This is a genomic window from Aminobacterium sp. (assembly GCF_034926885.1).
In the GTDB taxonomy this organism is placed as follows: Bacteria; Synergistota; Synergistia; order Synergistales; family Aminobacteriaceae; genus Aminobacterium.
Map to the genome: position 1 here is coordinate 1 of NZ_JAYFQR010000002.1, position 17,236 is coordinate 17,236.

Here is a 17,236-nt window from a genome sequence, read left to right on the forward strand (position 1 = left end):
GTCATGGCGGGTTTACCTCCTATATCCTTTATTTTGGTTGTTTGAGCAACACCAGTATAAAGGAGAGGTGCCCGCCTTTTTCATTATCTCTTTCACTTTACCTAAGTAAACGGAACGAAACTCTGGCCCATCTACAATATATGGCATAATTTGTATTGACAAAATAAATATAACATATAAGGTATCAAGTTGAGAGTAGATAACACGACCCCTAATAACATAACCCCCAGTATATCTTCGATAAACGAGGAGGAAACAAAGTGTACAAAATTATTTCCAAAAAGCTTGTCGTCCCCAAGGAATTCGACATTTGGGTAGAAGCTCCTAGAGTGGCACGACATGTTCAGCCGGGGCAGTTCGTCATCATCCGTACGAACCCCCAAGGAGAGCGTATTCCTCTCACTGTGGCCGACTTTGACCGTGAAAAAGGTCTTATCCGCATGATTTTCCAGATCGTTGGAAAGACAACTGCCGAGTTTGCCGACATGAAAGAGGGAGACTGTTTAACCGATATTCTTGGTCCCCTGGGAATGCCCAGCGAGATCAAAAATTACGGAACAGTATTAATGATCGGTGGTGGCGTTGGTATAGCCGCCCTTTTCCCAATTATCAGAGCTTTGAAAGAGGCCGGGAACAAAGTTTACACCATTCTTGGCGGACGAACAAAGGATCTTGTCATTATGAAGGAAGAGTGTGAGAAGTACTCTGATGAGCTTCTCATCACCACTGATGACGGATCTGCCGGCATGAAGGGCGTTGTTACCGATGCTATGGTGGAGCTTCATAATCGCGGAATCAAATTCGATCAGTCATGGGCCATCGGTCCTTCCATTATGATGAAATTCTCCTCTTTGAAAGCCAAAGAGTTGAATATTCCCATTTTTGTTTCCTTAAACCCAATTATGATCGATGGAACAGGAATGTGCGGCGGCTGCCGAGTAACCATTCATGACCAGATCAGATTCGCGTGTGTTGACGGACCAGAGTTTGACGGATGGGGCGTAAACTGGAATGAGTTTATGAACCGTATGCGTCAGTACAAAGACGAAGAAAAAATGTCTCTGGAAAAATATAAAGCTGAAATGGGTGAAGAGTAATGGCTTTAGACATAACCCCGAAAAGACTTCCCGTTCCTGAGCAGAGTGCCGAGGAACGTGTTCATAATTTTAATGACGTCGTTATAGGCTATAACATTGAAGAGGCTGTAGCTGAGAGTTCCCGCTGCCTTCAGTGCAAAAACCCTCCATGCGTGAAGGGCTGCCCTGTAGGTATCAATATTCCTGAATTTTTGAAAGCTATCAAAGAGAGAGACCTTGAAGGATCTTGGGAAGCTCTTACAAAATACACCAACCTTCCAGCCGTATGTGGACGTGTTTGCCCTCAGGAGAAACAGTGTGAAGGCGTCTGCACCGTAGGAAGAATCAAAGGCTATGAGCCTGTTTCCATCGGTAAGATGGAGCGTTTCATCGCCGATTGGAAGGGTGAGCACGGCAGCAAAGTTGCCCCTAAGGTTCCTGAACAGAACAAGGGGAAAGTTGCTGTTGTCGGTTCTGGCCCTTCAAGCCTTACAGTTGCTGGTGATCTTGCCAAAATGGGCTACAAGGTCACAGTCTATGAAGCTCTCCACGCCGCTGGCGGAGTTCTTATGTATGGAATTCCCGAGTTCCGTCTTCCCAAAGCCATTGTTCGTAGAGAGATCGAGAACATCAAGGCTCTTGGCGTCGAATTTCAGACCAACGTTGCTGTAGGACGCAGCGTAACTATTGAAGAGCTTAAAGATAACTATGATGCCGTCTATATTGCAACTGGTGCCGGTACCCCTCACTTCATGGGCGTTCCCGGAACAAGCTTGAACGGTGTATATTCTGCAAGTGAATATCTCACACGTATCAACCTTATGCACGGCTACGAGTTCCCCAAATACGATACTCCTACAAAACAGTCTGAGAAGGTTGTCGTTGTTGGCGGCGGAAACGTTGCCATGGACGCGGCACGCTCCGCTCTTCGACTTGGAGCCAAGAGTGTTCAGGTTGTCTATCGTCGTTCTCTTGAAGAACTTCCTGCCCGTATTGAAGAGTACCATCACGCAGTTGAAGAGGGAGTTGTCTTCAACTGGCTCACCAACCCTGTTGAGTATGTTGCTGGCGAGAGTGGTAATCTTGTAGGCGTAAAATGTGTACGTATGGAGCTCGGTGAGCCTGACGCATCTGGCCGCCGCCGCCCCGTTGAAATAGAAGGCAGTGAATTCACAATCGAAGCAGACACCGTTATCGAGGCCATCGGACAGGGCCCCAACAAGGTGTTGCTAAGCGCCTTCCCCGAACTTAAGCTGAACAAACGTGGCTACATCGAAGCTGATCCTGAAACTGGTCAGGCTGATCCTGACTGGGTCTTCGCTGGTGGAGACATCGTCACCGGAGCAGCAACAGTCATCCTTGCCATGGGTGCAGGCAAAAAGGCTGCCGTCGCTATCGACAAGTACATCACTGAGAAAAAAGCTGCCGGCAAGTAAGGGAAACGTGCTTCTAAATTAAAACATAAGGAGGAATGCTGAGATGTCTATTGATGAGAAAAAAGCTGCCCGTTGGGAAGAATTCAGAGAGCAAACGTTAGAAATAGCAGCTCGGCGCAACAGTCCGGAGTTTGACGCGTATATTGGTTCTTTAACTGAACGAGCATGGAAACATGTCATTTCTGAGGGGAAACTTGATACTCAAAATGCAGAAGCTACCATGTGGAAATTCTTTTGTGAAGACCAAAAAAATCGCTAACTCAACGTTTTAGCAAACCTCCACACACCTTACGTTTCAAAGAAAAGCAAGAGAGGGACTGATTTTTCAGTCCCTCTCTTTTTTTATACATAGTGAACAGCATTTCAGACGCTATTCGCTATTCCTCTTCCTCTTCTTTCTTGTGCTCGGCTATAACCTTCTTGGCCACGTCTCCAGGCACGTCCTCATAGTGGTCGAATTCCATAGAGAACGTTCCACGTCCTGATGTCATAGAACGAAGCACGATAGCGTATTTAAACATTTCTGCCAAAGGAACCTGAGCACGTACAACCTGTAAACGGCCGCGGCTGTCAATTCCAAGAATGCGTCCACGTCGGCTGTTCAAGTCGCCCATTACATCGCCCAGATAATCTTCTGGAACAATAACCTCAATCTGCATAATAGGCTCAAGCAACACTGGGTTGGCGTCAAGAATACCTTTCTTAAACGACATGGATGCTGCGATTTTAAAGGCCATTTCAGAGCTATCTACATCGTGATATGACCCGAAGAAAAGTTCGGATTTAAAATCAACTGTGGGAAATCCTGCCAAAGGCCCTTTAGTCAATGCTTCACGTAAACCTTTTTCAACGGCGGGAATGAAGCCCTTGGGAATGGCTCCTCCCACGATCTTATCTTCAAAGACAAATCCTGACCCGCGGTCGAGAGGAATAAACCGAATGTGAACGTCTCCGTACTGTCCGCGTCCACCAGTCTGTTTCTTATATTTTCCCTGGGCTTCGGCGGTTTTACGAATTGTTTCCCGATAGGGAACCTGAGGTGTCTTTGTTTCAAGCTCTACTCCATATCGCTCACGGATACGAGAGAGAAGAATCTCTATATGCATATCGCCCATTCCGGAAAGAACGTTGTCGCCTGTCTCGGGATTCTTTGCAAAGGTGAGAACAGGGTCCTCTTCCAGAATCTTATGAAGAGCATTGGAGAGCTTATCTTCGTCTGCCCGGCTCTTCGCCATAACAGCTACGCTGTAAACAGGTTTGGGGAATTTAATCGGCGGGAAGATGTATTCGGTGTTCTTCGTTCCCAATGTGTCTCCCACTTGAGTGCTGTGAAGTTTCGGAATGGCAATAATATCTCCAAGAATAATTTCCTTTTCGTCAGCGCCGTCTTTTCCTTTCATAATTTTGAAGGAACTTATGCGTTCTTCCTCTTGTTGGCTGACATTGTAAATAGTGTTCTCACTAGACAGATGTCCTGAGTTCACACGAATATATGAAAGTTTTCCTACATAGGGGTCAACCATAATCTTAAAGCAGAGTGCCGAAAATGGAGCTTCAGGATCTGGTTCGATAGTTAAGGTTTCTTCGCCCTTTTTAGCCTGGCGTGAATGTGATTCCAGAGGAGAAGGAAGCATCGTTCCAATAAAATCAAGAAGATGCTGCGTTCCTACATTAGATGTTCCCGAAACGGGGAGTACCGGATAAATCTGACGTTCCCGAATTGCTTTTCTCGCAACAGAAAGAATCTGTTCTGGAGAAAGCTCTTCGCCGTCAAGATACATCATCATTACTTCATCGTCAGCTTCAACAATCGTCTCAACCAAAGACTCTCGTGCAGCTGCTACGTCGTCTGCCATATCAGCAGGAATATCGCATTCTTTGAAAGAACCTGTCGCGTCTCCTTCATACATATAGGCTTTCTGATTCAAAATGTCGATAACTCCCTTGAAGGAAGCCTCTTTGCCTATGGGAAGGAAAAATGGAACAGCCTTTTCTGTAAGCTGTTTCTGAATATCTTCTACTGTTCTGGCAAAATCCGAATGTTCGCGATCAAGCTTACTGATTGCAAATGCTACAGGAATACCAAAATCTTCTGCAAATTCAAATGCTTTGCCTGTTTGAACCTCAACACCATGAAGACCGCTTACTACTGCTAATGCCGAGTCTGAAACTCTCATTGCTGAACGCATATCACCTATGAAGTCAGCAAACCCCGGCGTGTCAAGAAGATAGAATCTTTTCCCGCTACGCTCAAGTGTAACAAGTGCAGTATTGATGGAAATCTGTCGCTTCTGTTCTTCGGCTCCGAAGTCTGCAACGGTGTTGCCATCTACGACATTCCCCATACGACTAATGTCACCATTAGCAAAGAGCATCGCTTCAACAAGGGATGTCTTTCCGGCCCCACCGTGAGCCACAATGGCAACACTTCTAATGTCTTCAGGTTTGCGCGTTCCCATACCCTACTACCTCCTCTAAGACGTCCGACTGCCTCCCTCTCTATTCTCTTCCGGTCAGCAAGCCGGCAGATTTATATCTTCTTTACATTGCTTTATCTTACGCATTGCTATTACGATAGTCAATAAAGAAGAGGGCAGGGAATACATTCCCTGCCCTCAATCATTATTCTTCCAAAAGTTGAGCCAACACAGATGCCGCCTCTTTGGGGTCAGCTTGTCCCCGTGCTTCCTTCATAATCAAGCCTTGGAGGAACTTTTGCTTTTTCCCCTTCTTATCTTGTCCCGTCTTGATGATTTCAACGACATCGGCATTATTTTTCAAAATACCGCGAACCATATTTTCAAGGTTCGATCCGGAAATGCCGCCTTCCTCCACTCCACACTCCGACATAGCTTCTTCAAGAGAAATTCGACGAGCTGCCATCATGTCGAAAACCTCTCGCGCCGCTGTTGTCGATATCTTATTATCGTCAACTTTAGAAACGAGCTGGGCCAAAACCGCAGGCTTGATGGGGAAGTCCTCAATTTCGATCTTCTGTTCGTTCATGATGCGAAGAACCTCTGTCCGCACCCAGTTTGAAGCTCTCTGAGGGCTTGCTCCCGCCTTGACACACGCTTCATAGAAGTCGGCAAGAGGAATATGCTCTGTCAGAATCATAGCGTCAGTTTCGTTCAATTTATAGGATTTTTCGAAACGATCCACTTTCTGCCAAGGCAGTTCAGGCATAGTCTCTTTTATTTTGTCTACATACCCGTCAGGAAGAAGCAGCGGAGGCAAATCCGGCTCCGGGAAGTATCTGTAATCGTGAGCCTCTTCCTTGCTTCGCGTAGCCATAGTCACACCCTCTACGTCATTCCAGTGCCGTGTCTCCTGAGTGACAGTTTTACCCTCGGCCAAAAGCTGGCTCTGACGTTTGAACTCGTATTCAAGTGCTCGCTCAAGAGCGCGTAGCGAGTTCAGGTTCTTTACCTCGGCACGGTCTCCCCATCGTCCGTCAGAACATTTCACCGAAATGTTGGCATCGACACGAAGAGAACCTTTTTCCATATCGCCGTCAGAAACACCAAGATAACGAACAAGCTGGCGAAGACGGGCCACATACTCTTTCGCCTCTGCAGCAGAGCGGATATCCGGCTCTGAAACAATCTCTGCCAGAGGAACACCGCCTCTGTTGTAATCGACAAAAGACTGGTCCGCACCTACAAGACGGCCGTCACTTGCTTCATGAACAAGTTTACCGGCATCTTCTTCAAGGTGAAGTCGTGTAATACGAACGTGATATCGTCCGCCATCCTCTGTTGGAATCTCCACATAGCCCTTTTCAGCTAAAGGAAGATCGTACTGGCTGATCTGATACGCCTTGGGCAGATCTGCATAGAAGTAATTTTTCCGGTGAAATCTCGTCGCTGTATTTACTGTGCAGTTCAGGGCCAATGCTGCCTTAACGCCATATTCAACAACTTTGGCATTGAGTACGGGAAGGCTTCCCGGCAACCCCAGACAGACAGGGCAAACATTCGTGTTCGGCACGGCACCGATGTAGTCAGTGGAGCACGAACAGAAAATTTTACTCTTCGTTGCCAACTGCACGTGAATTTCAAGACCGATAACAGGTGTAAAGGTCAATTCAGACATTAGCAAACACCCCCTTGGGCAATAGGAGCGGTTCCATAGGCTTTTTCGTGAAGGGCCGCTATGGAAAGCAAATCCTCCTCACCCCACCATGATCCGATAAACTGAACACCAAGAGGCCGGCCATCTTTTGAGAAGCCAGCGTTGAGAGAGAGACCGGGAAGCCCCGCCAGGTTTACAGGCAACGTAAAGACATCCGCCATGTACATCTGAATAGGATCGTTCACTAGTTCTCCCTTACGGAAAGCCGGTGTGGGCGCTGTGGGAAGAAGTATTGTATCTACAGACTTAAAGGCGTTTACAAACTCTCGTTTAATAAGCTGCCGCACTTTCTGAGCAACAAGATAATAGGCATCATAATAGCCGGAACTCAACACATAGGTTCCAACCATAATACGACGTTTGACTTCCACTCCGAAGCCCTCGGCACGTGTCTTCATATAGAGATCGATCAAAGACGCCGCATCTTCACTTAAGCCGTAGCGAACGCCGTCAAAACGGGCCAAATTGGAGCTAGCTTCCGCTGGAGCAAGAATGTAATAGCAAGGAAGTCCGTACTCGATCATTGTGGGAAGAGAAATCTCGACAATTTCAGCCCCCTGCTCCTTACAAAACTTCACTGTTTTGTCGAAAGCTTCTTTGATTTCCGGATCCAATTTGTATCCCAGAGTCTCTTTAATAAGACCAATCTTCCGTCCCTTCAAGGAATCCGCGCGCAGAGCCTTTTTGTAATCGGGACGGGAACGACGGCTACATGTGGAATCATGATCATCTTTCTGTGAAATAACATCAAGCACGAGTGCCATATCTTCGGCAGTTCGTGTAAAAGGTCCGATCTGATCAAGAGATGAAGCGAAGGCGACAAGACCACGACGGCTTACAAGGCCGTAGGTCGGTTTCAGACCGTATATACCGCAGAAAGCGGCTGGCTGACGAATAGAGCCGCCTGTATCGCTGCCAAGGCTGAAAGGAACATATCCGGCAGCAACAGAGGCCGCACTTCCGCCAGAACTACCGCCTGGAACGCAATCCAGTTTCCAGGGGTTCGAGGTTACGCCGTAGGCCGAATGCTCAGTTGAGCCGCCCATGGCAAACTCGTCAAGATTCGCCTTCCCCATGAGGATGGCACCCGCTTCATCGAGAAAATCGACTACGGCAGCATTATAGGGAGGCTTCCACTGTGCAAGAATTTTGCTCGCACACGTAGTTGGAATGCCTTTGGTGCACATATTGTCTTTCACAATAAAGGGAACCCCGGCAAGAGGACCAAGTTTTTCTCCTGACGCCAAAGCCTTATCCACTGCTTCCGCCTGAGCCATTCCGCTCTCTTCAGTAAATGAAAGTAACGCGGATATGCGAGGTTCCAGCATCTTAGCCCTATTCAGGCATGCTTTAAAAACTTCACTTGCCGAAAAGGTGCGGTTCTGAAGGCCTTCTATGATTTGCGCTACTGAAAGCTCAAAAAGTTCCATGCTAATCCTCCTCCACTATACGAGGCACTCTGAAGAAATCTCCATGCCGATAAGGAGCTTCATCTAAAGCATCTTCCCGCACAGAACTCTGCACCGCTTTATCCTCTCTCCAGGGGATTTCTTCGTCAACTTTCAATGCAAACGCATCTATCCCTTCGAGATCAAGTTCGTTCAGCCTGTTAAAATATCCTAATATTTCTTCGAAATGCTGGTGCATAGCCTGAACCTCATCGTCTGTGATCTCAAGACGAGCCAAGGCTGCAACATGTCTAATATCATCTGCTGAGACTGCCATGATCACTCCTCCTTCGCTGAAATATGTTTATCTTCGAATGATTCTTCTATATAGGGACGAATCATCGTTAAAAACTCTTCTTCATCTATAACTTTTACGCCAAGCTCCCTGGCCTTTTGAAGTTTGCTTCCGGCACCAGGCCCCGCAACGACTATAGATGTCTTTTTGCTCACGCTGGAGGAACTCGCCCCTCCCAGATCTTTCACGAGAGCTTCGGCATCGGCCCTGGCCATGGATTGGAGTTCACCGGTAAAAACAAAACGCTGGTTTTCAAAGGGCGTATCCTCCCTTGACGCTTCTTGCTTCTCTTCCATCTGAACACCGGCTTCCTTGAGGCGGCGAATCATTTCCCTGTTAGACTCGTCGTCAAAAAAGGCCCTGATGGACGCCGCGATCTTAGGTCCTACGCCTTCAAGAGATGAAAGATCCTCTTCCTTCGCTGAGGCAAGGGCATCTAAGCGACCGAAATGGTCTGCCAGTATTTCCGCAACCTTCTTTCCTACAAGAGGAATGCCCAGAGCGGTAATCAGATTGGAAAGTGATCTCTGTTTTGACGTATCGAAAGCCTTTAAAAGTTTATCTGCCGATTTTTCGCCCATACGTTCGAGAGAAAGAAGCTCCTCTCGACTGAGAGCGTAGAGATCGGCCATATTCTTAACCATATTCTTTTCGACAAGCTGCTCTATGAGCTTATCGCCAAGGCCACGAATATCCATGGCGGCACGAGAGGCAAAATGGGCCAATCCTTCTCGAAGCTGGGCAGGACACGATGCCTTGTTGGGACACCGCAACGCCACTTCGCCAGGTATGCGAATAACGTGAGAACCGCACACCGGACAGGTGTCAGGCATGAGGAATTCCTTCTCATCTCCAGTACGCTTCTCAACAAGCACCCGCACAACTTCGGGAATAATCTCCCCGGCCTTTCGAACAGCCACTCTATCTTTAACGCGAATATCCTTGCGCCGTATCTCATCTTCGTTATGCAGGCTTGCCCGCTTAACGATGGTTCCGGCAAGATGAACCGGCTCCAGATTGGCCACAGGGGTAAGAACGCCTGTGCGGCCTACTGAAATTTCGATGTCAAGAATCTGGCTTTCCTTCTCTTCCGGCGGATATTTAAAGGCAATGGCCCAGCGAGGCGATTTAGCCGTATATCCCAGGTCTCCCCACAAATCCACAGTATTGACCTTCAAGACCACGCCATCAGTGCTGTAAGGCAAGGAAAAACGCCCTTCCCGCCACTTTTCTATAAAGGCATCAATCTCATTCCGAGTGGAACAGAGTTTCCAGGCCTTCTGAACGGGAAAACCAAGATGCTGAAGCCACTCCAGTATCTCCTTTTGAGTCGATAGACCGTACTCCTGAGGCTGAGACACATAATAAAGGAAAATCGAGAGCTTCCGTGACGCCGTAATCGTCGAGTCGAGCTGCCGCAAACTTCCGGCAGCAGCGTTCCGGGGATTGGCAAAAAGCGGTTCCTCAGCCTCTTCACGAGCCTGATTCAGCGCTGCGAACTGCTCTCTCATCATGAGCACTTCTCCACGGACTTCCAGCCGTCCCGGAACTTTTTCGCGAAGACGAAGGGGTAGCGAACGGATGGTACGCAGATTTTCCGTTACATCCTCGCCAATTTGACCATCCCCACGGGTTGCACCTCGCACAAAGACCCCGTCTTCATAGACCAGTGAGACGGCCAGACCATCTATTTTCAATTCGCAAAGATAATCTATATCGTTCAACCCTAAGGCTGATGAAACTCGATCTGCAAACGACCACATTTCATTCTTCGATAAGGCATTATCGAGGCTGAGCAGCGGCGTCTCGTGAATTACCTTTTCAAAATGATCTAAAGGAATGCCTCCTACCCTGTGGGTGGGAGAATCAGGATCGTCAAATTCAGGGAAGAGCTTCTCTAAAGAAAGAAGCTCTCTCAAAAGGGCATCATAGACATCATCCTCTATTTCAGGAGAGTCCAGAACATAGTATAGATAAGCGTGATGGTTGAGTTCTTCTCTTAAAGCTTCAATACGCTTTTGAGCCTCGTTACGATCCACAAAAACAGCCTCCTCTTACGCTTTTGGACGCATTGTCGGGAACAAAATAACGTCCCGTATGGAGCGAGAGTCAGTAAGGAACATGACTAAACGATCTATTCCAATGCCAAGACCGCCAGTTGGAGGCAGTCCGCACTCGATAGCGTTAATAAAGTCTTCGTCAAAGGCATGAGCCTCTTCGTCTCCCTCTTCTTTCTTGCGAAGCTGATCGAGGAACCGCTCTCTCTGATCGAGAGGATCGTTCAATTCACTAAAGGCATTAGCCACCTCGGAGCCATAGATAAAGAGCTCGAAACGGTGGGTGTAATCAGGATTCTCGGGATCTCTCTTCGCAAGAGGAGAAATCTCCGTCGGATGTCCCAAAACAAAGGTAGGCTGCACAAGCTTCTCTTCGACAAAGGCCTCAAAGACCTCGTTAAGAACGCCAAAACGGCTCTCTGTACCCTTAAGCTCAACGCCCTTTTCTCTGGCAATCTTGCGTGCATCTTCGTCTGTCTTTATGGTGTTGAAATCAATGTCTGCATATTCTTTCACGAGATCCAGCATGGATACTCTGCGGAAAGGCTTGCTGAAGTCAAGTTCAACGCCCTGGTATGTAACAGTCTGCTCGCCTACGACCTTTGCCGCGTTGCGTATAATCTCTTCGGTAAGATCCATCATATCGTTATAGTCAGCATAGGCCCAATACACTTCCATGAGTGTAAATTCAGGGTTGTGCATTGTATCTATGCCTTCATTTCTAAAGTTCTTACCAATTTCAAATACCCGCCCGAACATTCCTACGACAAGGCGTTTGAGGTAGAGCTCCGTAGCAATACGAAGATACATATTGGAATCAAGGGCATTATGATAGGTAACGAAGGGGCGCGCATTAGCTCCTCCTGCAAGAAGAGAAAGAATGGGCGTCTCCACTTCGAGAGTTCCATGATCTACAAGAGTCTTTCGTATAGATGCGATGATGGCAGATCTCTTTCTAAAGGTATCTTTCACATCGGGATTTACCATCAGGTCAAGATAACGCTGACGATAACGAATTTCAGTATCCTTCAATCCATGCCACTTCTCAGGGAGGGGACGGAGAGCCTTCGAAAGAAGGGTGCACTCCTTCACCAACAGGGTAAGTTCTCCCCGTCTCGTTCTGAAGGGAATACCGACGATACCCACAAAATCTCCACCATCTATCCATTTTTTGGCGAAATTATAGGCTTCTTCTCCCATGGCGTTAAGCTGGAAGTAAAGCTGCATAGTATCAGTTTCGTCCTGAAGATTTGCAAACATAGCCTTACCATGCTTACGAAGGGTCATCATACGACCGGCAATAGTAAGGTTTGCGTTCTCATCAGCTTCGTCAACACCGAGATGATCGAAACGTTCCCTAATATCTTTAAGGAAATCAGCGCGTTCCCAGCGCTCTATGAGGTACGGATTGTACCCCTCTTCCTCTACTAATCTTTGAAGCTTATCTTTTCTCTGGCGGAATATTTCTTCCTCTGGCAGAGCAATCTCATCTGTCTTGTTTTCTACATTGGCCGACACAACACGTCTCTCCTTTCAAAATAGTGCTCGCAGCCGCTCATGAGTCTTCGAAGTTCGTCCCAGCCATGGAAGCTGGCGCAATCCCTTCGAAGTTCTGCTATTCCTGGAATGCCTTTAAACATACCGGAGAGAAGCCGCTTTATCAATATTTCAGCCAGTCTGGGACTGGCCATTTCTGCAATGTGGTCCCCCAATTCAATAAGCAAGGATATTTGCAACTCTATGGAAGGACATAACAATCTATTATCCACCGAAAAGCCTAAAGTCGCCAGTGTTTGGGGAAAAATAAAAGGATCTTTCAACGCCCCCCGGGCCATAAACACTGAAACACACCCCGCATTCAGATATTGGAGGGCATCTTCAGGTTCAAAAACGTCGCCACTGGCGCTTATTTTTCCGGGAAAAAGTTGAGCTAGTTTCATAACAGACTCTTTATCGGCCGTTCCTGAATATCGCTGGGCCGGAGTTCTGCCGTGCACACAAATATTATCTGCACCAGCCTCTAATAGTTTCTCACAAAACATTTCTGTTGAGAGCGGGGCACGATCTGAGCAAATTCGTACTTTGGCCCAGACGGGGAGATTGAATTCCTTCAATGCCCTCACCATGGAAACCGCTCTATCGGGATATTGAAGTAAACGAGACCCGGCTCCCTTTTTAAGAACTTTAGGCATGGGACAAGCCATATTGATTCCAACGGCAGCAAATCGCCCATGCGCCTCCTGCTCAGCCTTACAGGCCGCTGCATAGAGAGTGTCTGTATCGCCGGCAAAAAATTGCAAAATCACCGGATCCTCTTTCTCACAGACGGCAAGCATGTTCTTCGTCTTCACACTACTGCGGATCAAACCGGCACCACTGATCATCTCCGTATGAACGGCAGCGGCTCCAAGTTTGCGGAAAAAGGCTCTCATCGGAGGAATGGTTATACCGGCCATGGGAGCTAAGATAAGAGGTGATTCGAGGGGAACTCCTCCAACAACCTTAGGAAACGTTTCTTTCATATATTATCCGCAGTCCTTCCAAGGTAAGCCATTGATCTACAGTTTCAATGGTCTCAGATATTTTAGCGATAGCCTCTGCATGACCGCCTGTAGCGATAACACCACAACGGCATCCCAGAGTCTCCCTTGTTTTTCGAACAAGAAAATCCACCAAACCGGCATTTCCAAACATAAGCCCAGCCTGAATGGATTCCATGGTATTGCTTCCTATAACACTCATCGGAGCCTCCAAAGAGACTTGAGGCAGCTTCGCCGTGCGGCCAAAGAGAGCTTCCATTCCTGAAACAAGGCCTGGTGAAATGGTGCCACCCAGATAGGCCCCTTCCTTCGAAATAATATCGAGAGTAATGGCCGTTCCGAAATCGATGACGATCAGCGGAGCGCCATAACGTTCACGCCCTGCCACAGCATTGACCAGACGATCCGCCCCAACTTCGTGCGGAGCACCATAAAGGATGTCCATGCCTAAATCCAATTTATACGAAACGCGCAAACAGTGAACGTCGTTAAAATAACGGGATACGCCTTCCTGAATTACACTGTCTAAAGAAGGAACGACACTCGATAGAATAGCTCCGTGTATCTCTCTATATGGTATAGACGCAAACTGCAATAAGTTGCGCAAGTAGATTCCAAGTTCATCAGATGTATGTCGTTCAGAAACAAGCCGCCAGTGAGCTACAAGATTATCATTATCGTAGACACCCACAACTGTCGTCGTGTTTCCTACATCTAAAACAAGTAACATGCCTCTCAACCTCCATAACTCTCAGTCTCAACTCTTAATCTTAAATACTACATCAAAATCAATATCACAACACATTGTAACAGTAATGCCGTCGATAGAGAACGCTTCCACGAAAGCCGGATGGATCGAGCAAGAAACAAGGGGAAAATTCCAGCGGCAAGAGCTCCCCAGAAGGGGTTCCACGAGACGTGGCAGGGAACAAAACGAACAATCGTATCAGCACAAAGTTCCCAAAGATAAAAGAGCCCTTCAGCGGAGCGGGAAAGCCAATATCCGCCAGGGATAGCCAGTAACGACGGCAAGACCAAAAGAGAGCTCAGAGGATATAAAACGCCAAAAACAGCACCGGCAAAAGTGTTCATAACAACTCCCGCCAAGGGGACACTCCCCCAGACCGCGGAAACCAGCGGAAGAGTAGACACCCAAATTGCAGGACTCACACTACACCACCACAGAGGAGAAAGTCTTCTCTCAAGGGCTGCGGCAATAATCAAAGCCGCTATTATAGAAAGACGCCATCCCAAATCCCAAAACCAGAAGGGACGCCATAAAAGAAGCAAGAGTCCCGCCAGTGAAACGGAATTAACAGGTGACGGAGGTCGGCCAAATAAGCGCCCTAAAAGAGCTATCTGCATCATAATTGCAGCTCGTATCGCACTTGGAGCCGCTCCAGTCAGGAAAATATAGCCCCACAAAGCACCAGAAACCACGAGCTCCCTTTTCTTTCCTGCGGGAATAAGAAGCCACAGGCCTGAAACAAAAAGAGCAACGTGAAAACCGGAAACAGCCAATAGGTGGCTCGTCCCCCATTGCTGATGCTTAAAGCTCAACACTGGAGATTTCAGACCGGTCCAACAGGCCAGTATGTACCCTCGCGTACGGGGAGGCAATGTCAAAAGAATACGCTGTACGAGGACATTTCTCCACCCAATGGGCGACATCCAGCGTGATGAGCCAAGCAACGAAATATCTTCCGGAATAATCTCGCCAATGGCTCCGCGGGCCTTCCAATATCGATCCTCTCGAAAGGAATTATCCTTATATGACGGAAGTTCGAGCAGTATCCCCGATAATTTTATTTTATCTCCAGGAAGGAGTTCATACTGGGGCCCTACTTTTGCCATAACCCGACCTACTGAGGTTCGAAGCAAAAGAGCCCTTCTTCCTCCCCAGGAACGCTCGTAAAGAACAACGCCCTGCCCTTTGTATCTCTCTCCGGCATGTTCAAAAGGCTCAGACACTCTCAGGCAAACTCCCATGCTGCCAATTCCCGCAATAAGAAGAAGTCCTATCGCGGCCTTCCAATAATCGGGAGCATCTCTGTCAGTAAAAAGGAAAAGCAACGCCAGAGTGCCAAGCATGGCCAGTAAAGAATCCCATATCAATGACACGCCACGTTGCTGAACAAGAAGGGCCAGACATATGCCGGCAAAGGGAAAGAGGGCCGGCATTCTGCCGAGAGCTGTCATGAACCTATCGTAACCAGTTGACGTATCTTCTCGAATTTTGCAGGGCCAATACCTCTCACCCTCAGCAGATCCTCAACGACCTCAAAGTCCCCTTGAGACTCTCTGTAACTCACTATAGACGCTGCTATCTTGGAACCAACTCCTGGTAATGCCTGTAATTGTTCCTCTGAAGCACTGTTAATATCAATCTTCCTATTTATATCCCTTTCTTCTGCACGAGACGCGACAGCCCCATTCAAAGAAACGGAAGACGTCCCCTTCGTCTGAACATCCTCTTTGGGAACCTCGCCACGAACCGGCACGTGAATGTGCATCCCATCCTGTAACGGTGTCGCGAGATTGATAGCTTCGTGATCGGCCAGTGAAGAGAGCCCGCCGGCCATATCAACAACCTGATAGACTCTCGAATCAGCTGGAACGTGGTAGACACCAGGCTTTTGCACACACCCCGTTATATATACGACCCACTCGTCTTTTTCCTCCACAGGTTGCTGTTCCATCGGCTGCGGTTCCTTCTCCACTCTGGCAACAGGCAGAGGCCCTGCAACAACAGTGGGACGGCCTGCCTCCCATCGTCCTGAAAAAGTGGTAATCAGCAGACCTGCGAAGACGAGACAAAGAATTCCGGCGGCGAAGAAAAAGAGCGCCTTCGTTTTTTCTTTAGTCAACGATATCAATCACCTCTCCGTAAAGGCACCAATTATCAGCAGAAGTAATTTTTATAGTAGCAAAATGACCGATAAGGTCTTTTCCACCCTTGATAATAACAACTTTATCAGTAGGAGTACGACCCTGAACCAATCCTTCCCCCTTCGGAGCAACATCGTCAATAAGAATCGAATACGTTCTATTTACAAGGCTCTGGTTGATTTCCGAAGCTATGCGAGACTGTATTTCGTTAACGATATTGAGACGTTTCATCTTTATCTCCTGAGGAATCTGATCTGGCATTGTAGCAGCCACTGTTCCTTCACGGGGAGAATATGCAGCTGTATGAACAAGATCGTAACGGAACTCGTGAAGTGCCGCTACAGAATCCTGAAAGTCTTCTTCTGTTTCGCCTGGAAATCCTACGATAAGATCGCTGGTCAATCCCACTTCTGGCAGAGCGCTACGAATGATAGAAACAGTTTCTCTATACTTTTCAAGAGTGTATTTCCTGTTCATTTTCTGTAATATGCGCTCGCTCCCCGACTGTATGGGAAGGTTTATCGACGGACAAATCTTCGGGTAATGAGACATAACCTTGACAATATCCGGCGTAAAATCTTTCGGATGAGAGGTTACAAAACGAATAAGAGGCAGATTCTCAATATTAGCTACATCGCGAAGAAGGGATGAAAATGTGTAGCCATTATCAAAATCAAGACCGTAACTGTCGACATTCTGACCCAAAAGAGTTACCTCTTTTATGCCATCGGCAACAAGTTTCTCAACCTCTCTGATAATTGACTCTGGAGATCTGGAAACAAAACGCCCTCGCACATAGGGAACGATACAATATGTACAGTAGTTATCACACCCATGAGCTATGGTCACATAAGCCTTCCATGGATTCACTCTTTCAATAGGAGGAACCTCAAGGTCAATAAAGGCTCTGGGATCCTCATCAAGAAGAGAGATACACTCCCCTGCCATTACTCGTTCGCATGCCTCAGGCAGATTCCCTATATGACGGGGACCTCCCACAAGGCGCACCCATGGAAAACGAGTCATCATGGCCTCTCCCAAACGCTGGGCAATACAGCCGGTTACAGCAACATAAGGTTTGCTTTTCTCATTCCAGCTATCACCGTAACGACCGAGTTCGCTCCACACTTTATGTTCAGCTTTGGCCCTGATACTACAGCCATTGAAGATAACCAGATCGGCCTCTTCTTCCTCTACTTCTTTCCACCCCTTTTGAATAAGGGCTGTACGAAGTTTATCGCCATCATAAACGTTCATCTGGCAGCCATATACCTTTAATGCAAAACGATACACACGTATTCCTCCTGGCCATAGAAATTCTAATATTCTAACATAACAAACAGTCTAACTGAAAAATCTTA

The 17,236-nt window shown here is 47.5% G+C and carries 14 protein-coding genes; 3 read left to right on the forward strand and 11 right to left on the reverse strand.

The annotated features are described in order from the left end of the window. The first annotated feature begins 260 nt into the window (after nucleotides 1-260). Genes VB083_RS00525 through VB083_RS00535 form a run of 3 tightly spaced genes read left to right on the forward strand, consistent with a single transcriptional unit; the run spans nucleotide 261 to nucleotide 2,771 of the window. Entirely contained in the window at nucleotides 261-1,097 is an 837-nt protein-coding gene (locus VB083_RS00525; RefSeq protein WP_213691861.1) for a sulfide/dihydroorotate dehydrogenase-like FAD/NAD-binding protein, read from the forward strand. After that, a complete protein-coding gene (gene gltA / locus VB083_RS00530; RefSeq protein WP_213699730.1) occupies nucleotides 1,097-2,512 on the forward strand; it encodes an NADPH-dependent glutamate synthase in 1,416 nt (471 codons plus the stop codon). Before VB083_RS00525 ends, gltA begins: the two co-directional genes overlap by 1 nt. 43 nt (nucleotides 2,513-2,555) lie before the next feature. Next, on the forward strand, nucleotides 2,556-2,771 hold the full coding sequence (locus tag VB083_RS00535; protein WP_213699731.1) for a DUF255 domain-containing protein: 216 nt from the start codon (nucleotides 2,556-2,558) through the stop codon (nucleotides 2,769-2,771). A 118-nt stretch (nucleotides 2,772-2,889) separates the two neighbouring features. On the opposite strand, the gene fusA is transcribed toward VB083_RS00535, so the two are convergent. The 11 genes from fusA to miaB all read right to left on the reverse strand — a co-directional run bounded on the left by fusA (nucleotide 2,890) and on the right by miaB (nucleotide 17,168). Beyond that, a complete protein-coding gene (fusA, locus tag VB083_RS00540) occupies nucleotides 2,890-4,971 on the reverse strand; it encodes an elongation factor G (protein ID WP_213699732.1) in 2,082 nt (693 codons plus the stop codon). Nucleotides 4,972-5,134: 163 nt separating this feature from the next. Then, nucleotides 5,135-6,607, reverse strand: a complete 1,473-nt coding sequence (gene gatB, locus VB083_RS00545) for an Asp-tRNA(Asn)/Glu-tRNA(Gln) amidotransferase subunit GatB (protein WP_213701252.1) — start codon at nucleotides 6,605-6,607, stop codon at nucleotides 5,135-5,137. Then, nucleotides 6,607-8,076, reverse strand: a complete 1,470-nt coding sequence (gene gatA / locus VB083_RS00550; protein ID WP_213699734.1) for an Asp-tRNA(Asn)/Glu-tRNA(Gln) amidotransferase subunit GatA — start codon at nucleotides 8,074-8,076, stop codon at nucleotides 6,607-6,609. The genes gatB and gatA overlap by 1 nt, the downstream gene beginning before the upstream one ends. 1 nt (nucleotide 8,077) lies before the next feature. After that, the gene (gene gatC, locus VB083_RS00555; RefSeq protein WP_213699735.1) at nucleotides 8,078-8,371 is read right to left on the reverse strand and encodes an Asp-tRNA(Asn)/Glu-tRNA(Gln) amidotransferase subunit GatC; all 294 of its coding nucleotides are present in this window, start codon (nucleotides 8,369-8,371) and stop codon (nucleotides 8,078-8,080) included. Between the two features lie 2 nt (nucleotides 8,372-8,373). Beyond that, nucleotides 8,374-10,428 carry an NAD-dependent DNA ligase LigA gene (ligA, locus tag VB083_RS00560; RefSeq protein WP_213701253.1) on the reverse strand — a complete coding sequence of 685 codons (2,055 nt, stop codon included), beginning with the start codon at nucleotides 10,426-10,428 and terminating at the stop codon, nucleotides 8,374-8,376. Nucleotides 10,429-10,443: 15 nt separating this feature from the next. Further along, a complete protein-coding gene (gene lysS / locus VB083_RS00565; protein WP_213701254.1) occupies nucleotides 10,444-11,964 on the reverse strand; it encodes a lysine--tRNA ligase in 1,521 nt (506 codons plus the stop codon). Beyond that, nucleotides 11,949-12,968: a tRNA dihydrouridine synthase gene (locus VB083_RS00570; RefSeq protein ID WP_213699738.1), complete on the reverse strand. Its 1,020-nt coding sequence runs from the start codon at nucleotides 12,966-12,968 to the stop codon at nucleotides 11,949-11,951. Before VB083_RS00570 ends, lysS begins: the two co-directional genes overlap by 16 nt. Further along, the gene (locus tag VB083_RS00575) at nucleotides 12,949-13,716 is read right to left on the reverse strand and encodes a type III pantothenate kinase (RefSeq protein WP_323401583.1); all 768 of its coding nucleotides are present in this window, start codon (nucleotides 13,714-13,716) and stop codon (nucleotides 12,949-12,951) included. The genes VB083_RS00570 and VB083_RS00575 overlap by 20 nt, the downstream gene beginning before the upstream one ends. 47 nt (nucleotides 13,717-13,763) lie before the next feature. Further along, complete coding sequence (locus VB083_RS00580) at nucleotides 13,764-15,185, reverse strand: ComEC/Rec2 family competence protein (protein ID WP_323401584.1); 1,422 nt, start codon at nucleotides 15,183-15,185, stop codon at nucleotides 13,764-13,766. Further along, nucleotides 15,182-15,853 (reverse strand): ComEA family DNA-binding protein, encoded by a 672-nt coding sequence (locus VB083_RS00585; RefSeq protein ID WP_323401585.1) that lies wholly within the window; start codon nucleotides 15,851-15,853, stop codon nucleotides 15,182-15,184. Before VB083_RS00585 ends, VB083_RS00580 begins: the two co-directional genes overlap by 4 nt. Continuing rightward, a complete protein-coding gene (miaB, locus tag VB083_RS00590; RefSeq protein WP_323401586.1) occupies nucleotides 15,846-17,168 on the reverse strand; it encodes a tRNA (N6-isopentenyl adenosine(37)-C2)-methylthiotransferase MiaB in 1,323 nt (440 codons plus the stop codon). The genes VB083_RS00585 and miaB overlap by 8 nt, the downstream gene beginning before the upstream one ends. Nucleotides 17,169-17,236 lie beyond the last annotated feature (68 nt).

What these genes read in the sequence shown, in the direction of transcription:
- fusA (WP_213699732.1), bottom strand. Translation starts at nt 4,971, where the DNA reads ATGGGAACGCGCAAACCTGAAGACATTAGAAGTGTTGCCATTGTGGCT.
- VB083_RS00570 (WP_213699738.1), bottom strand. Translation starts at nt 12,968, where the DNA reads ATGAAAGAAACGTTTCCTAAGGTTGTTGGAGGAGTTCCCCTCGAATCA.
- VB083_RS00580 (WP_323401584.1), bottom strand. Translation starts at nt 15,185, where the DNA reads ATGACAGCTCTCGGCAGAATGCCGGCCCTCTTTCCCTTTGCCGGCATA.
- VB083_RS00535 (WP_213699731.1), top strand. Translation starts at nt 2,556, where the DNA reads ATGTCTATTGATGAGAAAAAAGCTGCCCGTTGGGAAGAATTCAGAGAG.
- gatC (WP_213699735.1), bottom strand. Translation starts at nt 8,371, where the DNA reads ATGGCAGTCTCAGCAGATGATATTAGACATGTTGCAGCCTTGGCTCGT.
- gatB (WP_213701252.1), bottom strand. Translation starts at nt 6,607, where the DNA reads ATGTCTGAATTGACCTTTACACCTGTTATCGGTCTTGAAATTCACGTG.
- gatA (WP_213699734.1), bottom strand. Translation starts at nt 8,076, where the DNA reads ATGGAACTTTTTGAGCTTTCAGTAGCGCAAATCATAGAAGGCCTTCAG.
- gltA (WP_213699730.1), top strand. Translation starts at nt 1,097, where the DNA reads ATGGCTTTAGACATAACCCCGAAAAGACTTCCCGTTCCTGAGCAGAGT.
- VB083_RS00575 (WP_323401583.1), bottom strand. Translation starts at nt 13,716, where the DNA reads ATGTTACTTGTTTTAGATGTAGGAAACACGACGACAGTTGTGGGTGTC.